Raw genomic sequence first — 12,994 nt, forward strand, 5'->3', positions numbered from 1 at the left:
CGGCGGGGGCGGCGGTGTGCCGACGTACGCTGGACACCGCAGCCCCCTCATCACATCCGGAGCACCTTTTTCGTGAGCGAGCAGTCCCGGCGGCCCCGTAAGCCCGCCAAGCCCTACCGCCGTCCCCAGAAGGACCCCGTCCGCATGCTGGCCTTCGAGGCCCTGCGCGCGGTGGACGAGCGGGACGCGTACGCCAACCTCGTGCTGCCGCCGCTGCTGCGCAAGGCGCGGGAGAAGGGCGACTTCGACGCGCGGGACGCGGCCCTCGCCACCGAGCTGGTCTACGGCACGCTGCGCCGCCAGGGCACCTACGACGCCGTGGTCGCCGCCTGCGTCGACCGGCCGCTGCGCGAGGTCGACCCGCCGGTGCTCGACGTTCTCACCCTCGGTGTGCACCAGCTGCTGGGGACCCGGATCCCGACCCACGCCGCCGTGTCCGCCTCGGTGGAGCTGGCCCGGGTGGTGCTCGGCGACGGCCGCGCCAAGTTCGTCAACGCCGTGCTGCGCAAGGTCGCGCAGGACGACCTCGACGGCTGGCTCGCCAAGGTCGCCCCGTCCTACGACGAGGACCCCGAGGACCATCTCGCCGTGGTGCACTCGCACCCGCGCTGGGTCGTCTCCGCACTGTGGGACTCCCTCGGCGGCGGCCGCGCCGGGATCGAGGAGCTGCTCGCGGCCGACAACGAGCGGCCCGAGGTGACGCTCGTCGCCCGGCCGGGCCGCGCCACCACCGAGGAGCTGCTGCGCGAGGACGCCGCCGTGCCGGGGCGCTGGTCGCCGTACGCCGTGCGGCTCGCCGAGGGCGGGGAGCCGGGCGCGGTGGAAGCCGTGCGCGAGGGGCGCGCCGGGGTCCAGGACGAGGGCAGCCAGCTGGTCGCCCTCGCGCTCGCCAACGCGCCGCTGGAGGGCTCCGACACCAAGTGGCTCGACGGGTGCGCCGGGCCGGGCGGCAAGGCCGCGCTGCTGGGCGCGCTCGCCGCCGAGCGCGGGGCCGTGCTGCTCGCCTCCGAGAAGCAGCCGCACCGGGCCGGGCTGGTCGCCAGGGCGCTGCACGGCAACCCGGGCCCGTACCAGGTCATCGCCGCCGACGGGACCCGGCCGCCGTGGCGGCCCGGCACCTTCGACCGGGTGCTGATGGACGTGCCCTGCACCGGGCTCGGCGCGCTGCGCCGGCGGCCCGAGGCGCGCTGGCGGCGGCGCCCGGAGGACCTGGACAACTTCGCCCCGCTCCAGCGGTCCCTGCTGCGCACCGCCCTGGACTCGGTGCGCGTCGGCGGTGTCGTCGGCTACGCCACCTGCTCGCCCCATCTCGCCGAGACCCGCGCGGTCGTCTCCGACATCCTCAAGCAGCACCCGGACACCGAGCTGATCGACGCCCGCCCCCTGCTCCCGGACATGCCCGGCCTGGGCGAGGGCCCCGACATCCAGCTCTGGCCCCACCTGCACGGCACGGACGCGATGTACCTGGCCCTGATTCGGCGTACCGGCTGAAGCGTCGTCGGGATTGCCAACCTGAAGGGGCGCGGGGCTGTATCGATATGCGGCTGCGCCGCGGGGCGCGACCTGCCCCCACCGGGCCGGCAGACAAAACACAACCTGAGACCGCCGTTACAGCCCAGCGCAGCGGCATGGCAGGCTTGGGTCATGGCCGTGCAGATCAACCCCAGCATCCTGTCCGCCGACTTCGCCCGACTCGCGGAGGAGGCCAAGGCGGTCCAGGGCGCCGACTGGCTCCACGTCGACGTCATGGACAACCACTTCGTCCCGAACCTCACCCTCGGCGTACCGGTGGTGGAGTCCCTGGCCCGTGCGACGGACACGCCGCTGGACTGCCACCTCATGATCGAGGACCCCGACCGCTGGGCTCCCCAGTACGTCGAGGCCGGTGCCTCCTCCGTCACCTTCCACGCGGAGGCGGCCGCCGCTCCGGTGCGGCTCGCCCGCGAGATCCGCGCCAAGGGTGCGCGCGCCTCCATGGCGCTCAAGCCCGCCACGCCGATCGAGCCCTTCGAGGACCTGCTGCCGGAACTCGACATGCTGCTGATCATGACGGTCGAGCCGGGCTTCGGCGGCCAGGCCTTCCTCGACATCATGCTGCCCAAGATCCGCCGCACCCGTGAGCTGATCGGCAAGCACGGCCTCCAGCTGTGGCTCCAGGTGGACGGCGGGGTCGCGGCCTCGACGATCGAGCGGTGCGCGGAGGCGGGAGCGGACGTGTTCGTCGCCGGTTCGGCCGTGTACGGCGCCGAGGACCCGGCCGAAGCGGTGCGCGCCCTGCGTGCCCAGGCCCAGGAGGCGACGGCCAGGGCGTCCTGGGCATGCGACCACTGAGCCACAGCTATATGAACGGTTAAGGGAACGGCGCCCATCAGGGCGGATCAGTCGCGCCGAATCTGCAAGGATGAACGGCGAATCCAGAGTGTGAACAGCAGTGAGGAGATCGCCGTGTCGGGTATGTCGGCGGGCCGGTCAGCCATGCGGATGGGACCCGCTGAGCTGGTGCAGGCGGCGGCCATGGCCCGCCGCTTCTACCTCGAGGGCAAGTCCAAGATCCAGATCGCGGAGGAGTTCGGCGTCAGCCGCTTCAAGGTGGCGCGGGTCCTGGAGACGGCCCTCGAACGGGATCTCGTACGGATCGAGATCCGCGTGCCGGCCGAGCTGGACGCCGAGCGCTCCGACGCGCTCCGCGCCCGCTACGGCCTGCGGCACGCCGTCGTGGTCGAGTCCCCGGCCGACGCCGAGGAGAACCCCGACCCGGAGAACCTCGGCGAGGTCGCCGCGGACCTCCTCGGCGAGCTGGTCAACGAGGGGGACGTGCTGGGGCTGGCCTGGGGCCGGTCCACCATCCACATGGCGGCGGCGCTCGACCGGCTGCCGCCGTGCACGGTGGTGCAGCTGACGGGCGTGTACGACGCCGGGACCGCCGAACGCGGCTCGGTGGAGGCGGTGCGCCGGGCCGCGCAGGTGTCGGGCGGCGACGCGCACCCCATCTACGCGCCGATGCTGCTGCCGGACGCGGCCACCGCGGCGGCGCTGCGCAGCCAGACCGGGATCGCCCGGGCGTACGAGTACTTCGACAAGGTCACGGTCGCCTGTGTCTCCATCGGCTCCTGGGAGCCGGGCATCTCGACGGTGCACGACATGCTGAGCGACGAGGAGCGGGCGCACTACGCCTCGCTCGGTGTCGCCGCCGAGATGTCCGCGCACCTCTTCGACGCCGAGGGCCGCCGGATCGGCCGCGACCTGGGGGAGCGGTGCATCACGGTCAAGGCCGACCAGCTGCGCCGTATCCCGGAGGTCGTGGCGATCGCCGGCGGACAGCGCAAGGCGTCCGCGATCGACGCGGTGCTCCGGTCCGGCCTGGTCACCAGTCTGGTGACGGACACCTCCGCCGCGGACTACCTGATGACGGCGGGGCCGACGCCGAAGCCCGCGCTCAGCCGTCAGGACCCGGACGGGGCCTGACGGAGCCCGCAGCGGATCGTGCGTACCGCGGAAAGGCGGGTCGCGGTGCGGCCGTGCGGGGACGGTCGTGGCAGCATCGTCGGCATGTTGCTGCGGTTCGTCCCCCGTGTCGTACGCCGTTCCGTGCCCCGCGCCGTCCTGCGCGTCGTCGCGCGTGCGTGCGCCGGGCTGCTGGTCTGTCTCGCCGTCCTGCTGACGGGCTGCTCCTCCCACCCGGCCGGCCGGGAGGGCACGCGTGCCCCCGCCGGGTCGGCGCCCTCCTGGGCCCACGGCATGGCCACCGTCCGGGCGTCCGAGCTGCCGGCCGAGGCCCGCAGGACCCTCGCGCTCATCGACCGGGGCGGCCCCTACCCCTACGCCCGGGACGGCATCGTCTTCGGGAACTTCGAGGGACGGCTGCCCAGGCACCAGCGCGGCTACTACCACGAGTACACGGTGCCGACACCCGGCTCGCGCGACCGCGGGGCCCGCCGCCTGATCACCGGGCAGGGCGGCGAGCTGTACTACACCGATGATCACTACCAATCGTTCAGGGCGGTACTGAGATGACGGAACTCCTGGTCACGCTGGACCTCGACGGAGTCACGGACAAGGCCGGACTGATGGACCGCGCCGCCCGGGCGCTGGCGCTGCCGGACTGGTTCGGCCGCAACTGGGACGCGCTCGCCGACTCGCTGGGCGACCACACGGTGTGGCCGGAGGACGCGGTCGAGCGAGGGCTGCTGATCGTCGTACGCAACTGGCGGCCGTACGCCGAGGCGCGGCCGGAGGAGTGGCGGATCGCCCAGGAGGTGTTCACCGAGGCCGCGGACCACACCCCCGCGCTCAGTGTCGTGCTGGCCCTTGGAGGAACCTCCTAATCGCCTCTCACCAGCCTGGACGTTCTGTCGGGGCCTGGTGACGGCCCGGCCATGGGAGAATGAAGTACGTGCTCTTTCCCCCTGGCACACCTGTCCGGGGGTCACCTCTGATCGACTGGGATGTGCAGCACGTGCGTTTCCTCAATGACATCCAGCCCGCGTACGACCTGACGTACGACGACGTCTTCATGGTGCCGAGCCGCTCCGCGGTGGGCTCCCGCCAGGGCGTGGACCTCCGCTCGCCGGACGGTACGGGCACCACCATCCCGCTCGTGGTCGCCAACATGACCGCCATCGCCGGGCGCCGCATGGCCGAGACGATGGCCCGCCGGGGCGGCCTGGTGGTCATCCCGCAGGACATCCCGATCGAGGTCGTCACCGACGTCGTCTCCTGGGTGAAGAGCCGCCACCTGGTGCTGGACACCCCGATCGTGCTCACCCCGCACCAGACCGTCGCCGACGCCCTCGCGCTGCTGCCCAAGCGGGCGCACAACGCCGGTGTCGTCGTGGACGAGAACCACCGCCCGGTCGGCGTCGTCACCGACGCGGACCTGAGCGGCGTCGACCGCTTCACCCAGCTCGAAGTGGTCATGTCCAAGGACCTGCTGCTCCTGGATGCGGACATCGACCCGCGCGAGGCCTTCAACACCCTGGACGCCCACAACCGGCGCTACGCCCCGGCCGTCGACAAGGACGGCAGGCTGGCCGGCATCCTCACCCGCAAGGGCGCCCTGCGGGCCACGCTGTACACCCCGGCCGTGGACGCCAAGGGCCGGCTGCGCATCGCCGCGGCCGTCGGCATCAACGGCGACGTGGCGGGCAAGGCCAAGCAGCTGCTCGACGCGGGCGTGGACACGCTCGTCATCGACACCGCGCACGGCCACCAGGAGTCGATGATCAGCGCCATCAAGCTGGTGCGCGCGCTCGACCCGCAGGTGCCGATCGTCGCGGGCAACATCGTCTCCGCCGAGGGCGTCAAGGACCTCATCGACGCCGGCGCGGACATCATCAAGGTCGGTGTCGGCCCCGGCGCCATGTGCACCACCCGCATGATGACCGGTGTGGGCCGGCCGCAGTTCTCCGCGGTGCTGGAGTGCGCCGCCGAGGCGAAGAAGTACGGCAAGCACGTCTGGGCCGACGGCGGTGTCCGGCACCCGCGCGACGTCGCCATGGCCCTCGCGGCCGGCGCCTCCAACGTCATGGTCGGCTCCTGGTTCGCGGGCACCTACGAGTCGCCGGGCGACCTCCAGCAGGACGCGGGCGGCCGCCTGTACAAGGAGTCGTTCGGCATGGCCTCAGCGCGCGCGGTGCTCAACCGCACCTCCGAGGAGTCGGCCTACGACCGCGCCCGCAAGGCGCTGTTCGAGGAGGGCATCTCCACCTCGCGGATGTTCCTGGACCCGGCCCGCCCCGGCGTCGAGGACCTGATCGACTCGATCATCGCGGGTGTCCGCTCCTCCTGCACCTACGCCGGTGCCGGCTCCCTGGAGGAGTTCGCCGAGAAGGCCATCGTCGGCATCCAGAGCGCGGCCGGGTACGCGGAGGGCAAGCCGCTGCACGCCAGCTGGAGCTGACCGCTCCGCCGGGAAGCGCGTGGGAACGGCGCGACCGGCCGCGGATCCGTTCGCGGCCGGTCGCGCCGTTCCCCGCGCCCCCGAGGGGGCGCTCGTCGGGCTCGTGTTCTACTTCGTATACGGCTGTCGCCGTTCCCGTCCCGCGGCCGATGACGCTCCCGCGGCGACGGCAGAGAAGTGACCGAACCGAAGAAGTGAACCACCCCCTGTGCTGAACGATCTCGACGAACGCATCGTGCACGCCCTCGCCGAGGACGCCCGCCGCTCCTACGCGGACATCGGGCAGATGGTCGGCCTGTCCGCGCCCGCCGTGAAGCGGCGTGTGGACCGGCTGCGGGCCACCGGAGCCATCACCGGATTCACCGTCCGGGTGGACCCGGCGGCGCTCGGCTGGGAGACCGAGGGGTACATCGAGATCTACTGCCGGAGCAACACCTCGCCGGAGACCATCCAGCGGGGTTTGGAGCGCTACCAGGAGGTCGTGGCCGCGTCGACCGTCACCGGCGACGCCGACGCGATCGCCCAGGTCTTCGCCTCCGACATGCGCCACTTCGAGCGGGTGCTGGAGCGGATCGCCGGGGAGCCGTTCGTCGAGCGCACGAAGTCCGTGCTGGTGCTGTCCCCGCTGCTGCGCCGCTTCTCCTCCGGGGCTCCCGGATAGGCAGCTATCCCGCCGTCTTGCGGGCCAGCGCGTTGTTGCCTATCGAGTTGTGCACGCTGAAGCTCACCGCGTCCGAGCGGTACCGGTCGTCGGACCACTCCACCGGGCGCCCCTCCCGCGTGGTCGTCACGCGCCGCACCCGCAGCAGCGGGCTGGTGCGGCGCACGCCCAGCAGCTCGGCGTCCTGTGCGCCGCAGGCGACCGCGTCGATGACATGCTCGCCGTACGCGAAGACCAGGCCGGTGTCGTCGTACAGGCGCTGGGTGACGGACGGGCAGTCGGGCTCGATGGCCTCGACCGCCGGGGAGATCCAGTCGGCGTAGACCGTCCGCTCCAGCAGCACCGGCTCGCCGTCCAGTCCGCGCACCCGCAGGACGTGCAACACCGGGGTGCCGACGGCCAGTTGGAGGCGTACGGCGTCCTCGGCGGTGGCCGGCCGGTACTCCTGGGACACCACCCGGCCGGTGGCTTCGCGGCCCATCGCGCGGGCCCACTGGGCGAAGCTGCGCAGCTCCTCGAAGCTCTGGCTGCGGCGGCTGGCCAGGACCACCCGCCGGGCGCCCTGGCGGGAGCCGATGAGTCCCTCGGCGGTGAGGGCCGCGACGGCCTGGCGGACCGTGCCCCGGGAGACGCCGTAGTGCGCGGCCAGCGCCGACTCCGAGGGCAGCCGGCTGCCGACCGTGTACTCCTCGCGGTCGATCGCCCGCCGCAGCTCGTCGGCGATCTCCTCGTGTCGCGCCGTCATGCTTCCCCTCTGCGTAGGCCGCTGTGCACAGCGTGACCAGCCTAATCGACGTTCCTCGCTGATCCGTGTCAACCGGAAGTGTGCAGGGAAACGGGTGCCGGAGTTTCGGCAGTGTTTACGGACCGGACACCGGCGACGGGCGTACTGGGGTCAACTTGTTCAGACAAGTTCGAAGAGTTCTTCCTCGCTCCCCATGCTCCCCCCTGGAGAGACCGTGACCGTGTCCCTGCCGAGAAACGCCGCGCTCGGCGGTTCCCTCGCCGTCGTCGCCGCGCTCGCCCTGAGCGCCTGCGGCGCCGCCCCCGACAACGCGTCGACCACCAAGGACGGCAAGAGCGCCGCCACCGCCACCTCCGCGGCCGGCTTCGGCGGCATGGACGCCCTGGTCCGGGCGGCCAAGAAGGAGGGCACGCTGCACGCCATCGCGCTGCCCCGCGACTGGGCGAACTACGGCGCCCTCATCGACGGCTTCCAGAAGAAGTACGGCATCAAGGTCGAGGTGGAGAACCCCGACGGCACCAGCCAGGACGAGATCAACGCCGTCACCTCCCGCAAGGGCCAGGACCGCGCCCCCGACGTGCTGGACCTGGGCTCCTCCTTCGCGCTCAGCGCCGCCCAGCAGGGCCTGCTCGCGCCCTACAAGGTGGCCTCCTACGGCGACATCCCCGCGGCCCAGAAGGACCCGCAGGCCCGCTGGTACAACGACTACGGCGGCTACATCTCCATCGGCTGCGACGCCAAGCGCGTCAAGACCTGCCCGACCACCTTCAAGGACCTGCTCAAGCCCGAGTACAAGGGCCAGGTCGCCCTCAACGGCAACCCGACCAAGTCCGGGTCCGCCTTCGGCGGTGTCTACGCGGCCGCCCTGGCCAACGGCGGCTCCTTCGACGACATCCAGCCCGGCCTGGACTTCTTCGCCAAGCTGAAGAAGAACGGCAACTACACGCCCGTCGAGTCCACCCCGGCCACCGTCGAGAAGGGCGAGACCCCGATCTCCCTCGACTGGGACTACCTGAACGCCGGCTACGCCCAGGAGTTCAAGTCCAAGGGCCTGGACTGGAAGGTCGCCATCCCGAGCGACGGCCAGTACGCCCAGTACTACTCCCAGGCCATCAACAAGGACGCCCCGCACCCGGCCGCCGCCCGCCTGTGGCAGGAGTACCTCTACAGCGCCGAGGGCCAGAACCTGTGGCTCAAGGGCTACGCCCGCCCGGCCCTGATGCCGGCCATGCAGAAGGCCGGCACGCTGGACAAGGCCGCCGCCGCCAGGCTCCCGCAGGTCACCGGCGTGCCGTCCTTCCCGACCGAGGCCCAGCAGACCAAGGCCAAGACGGTCCTCGGGCAGGGCTGGGGTAAGGCCGTCTCCGGATGACCGCCGTCCTCCCGCGCGCGGACGTGGCGCCCGTCGCTTCCTCGAAGCGGCGGCGCCGCGCCCCCGGCTGGCTCGCCGTGGTGCCGCTGCTGGTGTTCGCCGCCGTCGCCTTCGGGCTGCCCGCGTCCGCCATCCTCGACGGCGCCTTCACCGTCGGGGGCCACTACGGCACGCAGAACCTGACCGCCTCGCTCCAGGGGCCGTACCTCACCGCGCTGGTCGGCAGCGTCAAGCTGTCCGCGGTCTCCGCCGCGCTCGGCGCCCTGTTCGGGCTGCCGCTCGCCCAGGCCGTGGTCGGCTCCCGCTCGCGCCGGCTGCGCGAGGCCGTGCTGACCGCGTCCGGCGTCCTCGCCAACTTCGGCGGCGTGCCGCTGGCCTTCGCCTTCGTCGCCACCCTCGGCAACGCCGGCGTGCTCACCGCGCACCTCGGCCTCAAGGACAGCGGCTTCGACCTGTACAGCTTCTGGGGCCTGGTCCTCGTCTATCTGTACTTCCTGATCCCGCTGATGGTCCTCACCATCACCCCCGCGCTGGACGGCCTGCGCGCCCAGTGGCGGGAGGCCGCGCTGAACAACGGCGCCACCGGGGTGCAGTACTGGCGGCACGTGGCGCTGCCCGTGCTCGCGCCCTCCCTGCTCGGCGGCCTGGTGCTGCTGTTCGGCAGCTCCTTCGCCGCCTACGCCACCGCCGCCGCCATGGTCGGCAGCGCGGTCCCGCTGGTCACCCTCCAGATCGCCGACGCCCTGTCCGGCAACGTGCTGGTCGGCCAGGAGAACGTCGCCCTCGCCCTCAGCCTCGACATGGTCCTGGTGGCCGGCGTGGTGATGGCCGTGTATCTGCCCCTGCAACGCCGGAGCGCCCGATGGCTCGACGCCTGACCCCCTGGCGCTGGGCCGTCCTCGGCCTGGCCGCCCTGTACTTCCTGGTGCCGCTCGCCGCCTCCGTGGTCTTCACGGTGGACGTGCCCGGCCAGGGCGTCACCCTCGACGCCTACACCCACATCCTGTCCGCCGACGGCTTCCTGCCCAGCCTGCTGCTCTCGCTGGAGCTGGCCCTCGCCACCATCGCCGTCGTCCTGCTGCTCCTGGTGCCCGCCGTGGTCGCGCTCCGGCTCGGCTCGTCCCGGCTGCGGCCGGTGGTGGAGGTGGTGTGCTCACTGCCGCTGGTGGTGCCGCCGATCGCCTTCGTCGCCGGGATCGTCACCGTGCTCAAGTGGGGTCCGGAGCATCTCTCCCGCACCCCGCTGTTCCAGACCTTCGTGGTGATCCAGAACCCGGACTTCCCGGTCGTGCTGGTCCTCGCCTACGTCGTCATGGCGCTGCCCTTCGTCTACCGCGCCCTGGACGCCGGTCTGCGCGCCGTCGACGTGCGCACCCTCGTGGAGGCGGCCCGCAGCTGCGGCGCGAGCTGGCCGCAGGCCCTGGTGCGGGCCGTGCTGCCGAATCTGCGCGGGGCGCTGCTCAACGCGTCCTTCCTCACCCTGGCCCTGGTCCTCGGCGAGTTCACGGTCTCCCATCTGCTCGGCTACACCCCGTTCGCCGTGTGGATCTACAACGTCGGCAGCGAACAGGCCCAGATGTCCGTCGCCGTCTCCGTGCTCAGCCTGTTCGTCACCTGGGCCCTGCTCCTCGCGCTCGCCGGTGCCGGCCGCGGACGCGCCCAGACCGCCTCCTCCCGGGGATGACCCACATGACTGCCACCCTGCCCGAGACCCGCACCCAGGCCGCGACCGTCGAGTTCCGCTCGCTGCGTCGGGAGTTCGGGACGACCGTCGCCCTCGACGGACTCGATCTGACCGTCCGTCCGGGGGAGTTCCTGGCCCTGCTGGGCCCCTCCGGCTGCGGCAAGACCACCGCGCTGCGCATGCTCGCCGGCTTCGAACACCCCGACGCCGGGGCCGTGCTGGTGGACGGCGAGGACGTCACCCACGTCCCGGCCCACCGCCGGGACGCCGGGATGGTCTTCCAGTCGTACAGCCTCTTCCCGCATCTGAGCGCCGTCGACAACGTCGCCTTCGGGCTGCGGATGCGGGGTGTCCGTACGGCCGAACGGCGCGCCCGGGCAGCCGAGTTGCTGGAGCTGGTCGGCCTCGGCGACAAGCGGGAGCGGTATCCGCACCAGCTCTCCGGCGGCCAGCAGCAGCGCATCGCGCTGGCCCGGGCCCTCGCCCTGCGCCCCCGGGTGCTGCTGCTGGACGAGCCGCTGTCCGCCCTCGACGCCAAGGTCCGGCTCACCCTGCGCGAGGAGATCCGCCGGCTCCAGCAGGAACTCGGCATCACCACCCTCTTCGTCACCCATGACCAGGAGGAGGCGCTGTCGGTCGCCGACCGGGTCGCCGTGATGCGCGCCGGCCGTCTCGAACAGTGCGCCGAACCGGCCGAGCTGTACGGCCGTCCCGCCACCGCCTTCGTCGCCGAGTTCGTCGGCACCATGAGCCGGATCCCCGGCGAGCTGGCGGACGGCACCGTCCAGGTGCTCGGGCAGCGGCTGCCCGCCGAGGGCGAGGTGCCCGACGGGGAGGTCGACGTGCTGGTGCGGCCCGAGGCCCTCCGGGTGCGGGCGGACGAGCAGGGCACCGCCCGGGTCGTCGCCACCTCCTTCCTCGGCGCGGTCGTCCGGGTCTCCGTACGGCTCGCCGACGGCACCGAGGCCAAGGCCGACCTGCCCGCGCACGAGGCCACCGGGCTCGGCGCCGGAGCCGCCGTCAGCGTGTCGCTGCCCGAGCGGCCGGTGCTGGTGGCCGACCGTACCCACACGTGAGGAACCCCCGGAACATGACCCCCCACACCGCCCTGGAGGCGGTTCTGCTCGACATGGACGGCACGCTCGTGGACACCGAGCGGCTGTGGTGGGAGGCGGTCGAGGAGACCGCCGGACGCCCGCTGACCGAGGACGACCAGCCGGACGTCCTCGGCCGCCCGGTCGAGCACACCGCGGCCTGGCTCGCCGAGTCCACCGGCCGGCCCGCGGCCGTCCTCGCCGCCGAGCTGCACCACGCCTTCGCCGAGCGCGTCCGCACCGGCGTCGTGCCCCGCCCCGGCGCCCTGGAGCTGCTGACCGGGCTGGCCGCCGCCGCGGTCCCCGCCGCCCTGGTCACCGCGTCCCCGCGGGTGGTCGCCGACGTCGTCCTGGACGTCCTGGGCCGCCACCGGTTCGCGGCCTCGGTCACCGCCGACGACACCGACCGCACCAAGCCCGCCCCCGATCCCTACCTCGCCGCCTGCGAGGCCCTCGGGGTCGACCCCGCCGCCTGTGTCGCCGTCGAGGACACCGAGACCGGTGTCGCCTCCGCCGAGGCCGCCGGATGCGCCGTCCTCGCCGTACCGTCCCTCGCGCCGATCGGCGCGGCACCCGGCCGGACCGTGCGGGACAGCCTGGCCGGGGTCTCGGTCGAGGACCTGCGCCGGATGGTCGCGCCCGAGCTGCGCGTCATGAGCTGGAACCTGTGGCTCGGCGGCAGCAAGGTGGACGACCACCGCGCCAAGCAGCTCAAGGCCATCCTGGACAGCGGCGCCGACGTCGTCGGCCTCCAGGAGACCGGCGGCACCGCCGCCCAGGAGCTGGCCGACGCCCTCGGCTGGCACCACCACCGGGCCGGCGAGAACCTCGGCGTGATCAGCCGGTACCCGATCACCGCCCGCTTCGGCGACCCCGACGTCGGCTTCTACGGCGCCGCCGGCGTCCGGATCGGCGTGGCCCCCGGCCGCGAGGTCGACGTATGGACCGCGCATCTGCACTACACGCCGTACGGGCCCTACGAGTACCACTTCGACGGGCTGCCCGCGGCCGAGCTGATCGCCCACGAGGGGGTGCGGCTCGCCCAGCTGCACGACGCGCTGGACCGGATCGCCGACGCCTCGGCCGAGGGCGTCCCGGTGGTCCTGGTCGGCGACTTCAACTGCCCCTCGCACCTGGACCGGCCCGAGGTGGACTGGCCGGTGACCAGGGCGGCCGAGGAGGCGGGCTTCGCCGACTCCTACCGCGAGGCGCACCCGGACCCGGTCGCCGAGCCCGGGCACACCTGGTCGCCGATCCACCCGGTGCACGAGGACGGCAGCGGCCGGCCCGAGCCGCAGGACCGGATCGACTACGTCCTGCACCGGGGACTGGCCGTACGGGAGGCCCGCACCGTCGTCACCGGCACCCCGCGCCCCTGGCCGGACGTCGCGGACAACGAGTGGCCCTCCGACCACGCGGCGGTCCTCACCACCTTCGCGCTGCCCCGGCGGTGAGCAGGGGTTACCGCAGGACACCATTGCGGTCCGGGGTGGCCGTCCCGTAGGTTGTGCCGCACTTTCCACAATCCTACTGACTGGT

Annotated in this window: 13 protein-coding genes; 12 read left to right on the forward strand and 1 reads right to left on the reverse strand. The window is 72.8% G+C overall.

The genetic code is table 11. The annotated features are described in order from the left end of the window. Positions 1 to 72 precede the first annotated feature (72 nt). The 7 genes from ACWCV9_RS09290 to ACWCV9_RS09320 all read left to right on the forward strand — a co-directional run bounded on the left by ACWCV9_RS09290 (position 73) and on the right by ACWCV9_RS09320 (position 6,560). Positions 73 to 1,491 carry an RsmB/NOP family class I SAM-dependent RNA methyltransferase gene (locus ACWCV9_RS09290; protein WP_450785125.1) on the forward strand — a complete coding sequence of 473 codons (1,419 nt, stop codon included), beginning with the start codon at positions 73 to 75 and terminating at the stop codon, positions 1,489 to 1,491. A 153-nt stretch (positions 1,492 to 1,644) separates the two neighbouring features. Continuing rightward, positions 1,645 to 2,331, forward strand: coding sequence for a ribulose-phosphate 3-epimerase (rpe, locus tag ACWCV9_RS09295; protein WP_450785127.1), 687 nt, complete (start codon positions 1,645 to 1,647; stop codon positions 2,329 to 2,331). 90 nt (positions 2,332 to 2,421) lie between these two features. Beyond that, positions 2,422 to 3,465 carry a sugar-binding transcriptional regulator gene (locus ACWCV9_RS09300; RefSeq protein ID WP_385846635.1) on the forward strand — a complete coding sequence of 348 codons (1,044 nt, stop codon included), beginning with the start codon at positions 2,422 to 2,424 and terminating at the stop codon, positions 3,463 to 3,465. Between the two features lie 84 nt (positions 3,466 to 3,549). Further along, the gene (locus ACWCV9_RS09305) at positions 3,550 to 4,014 is read left to right on the forward strand and encodes a ribonuclease domain-containing protein (RefSeq protein WP_450785129.1); all 465 of its coding nucleotides are present in this window, start codon (positions 3,550 to 3,552) and stop codon (positions 4,012 to 4,014) included. Beyond that, positions 4,011 to 4,325 (forward strand): barstar family protein, encoded by a 315-nt coding sequence (locus tag ACWCV9_RS09310; protein ID WP_450785131.1) that lies wholly within the window; start codon positions 4,011 to 4,013, stop codon positions 4,323 to 4,325. The genes ACWCV9_RS09305 and ACWCV9_RS09310 overlap by 4 nt, the downstream gene beginning before the upstream one ends. 131 nt (positions 4,326 to 4,456) lie before the next feature. Continuing rightward, positions 4,457 to 5,899, forward strand: coding sequence for a GuaB1 family IMP dehydrogenase-related protein (locus ACWCV9_RS09315; RefSeq protein WP_450785132.1), 1,443 nt, complete (start codon positions 4,457 to 4,459; stop codon positions 5,897 to 5,899). Positions 5,900 to 6,107: 208 nt separating this feature from the next. Next, positions 6,108 to 6,560: an Lrp/AsnC family transcriptional regulator gene (locus tag ACWCV9_RS09320; RefSeq protein WP_121789788.1), complete on the forward strand. Its 453-nt coding sequence runs from the start codon at positions 6,108 to 6,110 to the stop codon at positions 6,558 to 6,560. Between the two features lie 4 nt (positions 6,561 to 6,564). Here the strand turns inward: ACWCV9_RS09320 and ACWCV9_RS09325 are convergent, their stop codons facing one another. Further along, on the reverse strand, positions 6,565 to 7,305 hold the full coding sequence (locus ACWCV9_RS09325; RefSeq protein WP_450785134.1) for a GntR family transcriptional regulator: 741 nt from the start codon (positions 7,303 to 7,305) through the stop codon (positions 6,565 to 6,567). A 214-nt stretch (positions 7,306 to 7,519) separates the two neighbouring features. Between ACWCV9_RS09325 and ACWCV9_RS09330 the strand changes: the two genes are divergently transcribed. From ACWCV9_RS09330 to ACWCV9_RS09350, 5 genes are read left to right on the forward strand one after another with little or no spacing between them, the layout of a single operon-like run. Continuing rightward, a complete protein-coding gene (locus ACWCV9_RS09330) occupies positions 7,520 to 8,677 on the forward strand; it encodes an ABC transporter substrate-binding protein (RefSeq protein WP_450785136.1) in 1,158 nt (385 codons plus the stop codon). Next, positions 8,674 to 9,555, forward strand: coding sequence for an ABC transporter permease (locus tag ACWCV9_RS09335; protein ID WP_450785138.1), 882 nt, complete (start codon positions 8,674 to 8,676; stop codon positions 9,553 to 9,555). The genes ACWCV9_RS09330 and ACWCV9_RS09335 overlap by 4 nt, the downstream gene beginning before the upstream one ends. After that, positions 9,540 to 10,361 carry an ABC transporter permease gene (locus ACWCV9_RS09340; protein ID WP_385846647.1) on the forward strand — a complete coding sequence of 274 codons (822 nt, stop codon included), beginning with the start codon at positions 9,540 to 9,542 and terminating at the stop codon, positions 10,359 to 10,361. Before ACWCV9_RS09335 ends, ACWCV9_RS09340 begins: the two co-directional genes overlap by 16 nt. Before the next feature lie 5 nt (positions 10,362 to 10,366). Further along, on the forward strand, positions 10,367 to 11,437 hold the full coding sequence (locus ACWCV9_RS09345; RefSeq protein WP_450785140.1) for an ABC transporter ATP-binding protein: 1,071 nt from the start codon (positions 10,367 to 10,369) through the stop codon (positions 11,435 to 11,437). 14 nt (positions 11,438 to 11,451) lie between these two features. Further along, on the forward strand, positions 11,452 to 12,909 hold the full coding sequence (locus ACWCV9_RS09350) for an HAD-IA family hydrolase (RefSeq protein ID WP_450785141.1): 1,458 nt from the start codon (positions 11,452 to 11,454) through the stop codon (positions 12,907 to 12,909). Positions 12,910 to 12,994: the final 85 nt, after the last annotated feature.

The organism is Streptomyces sp. NPDC001606, assembly GCF_053596835.1.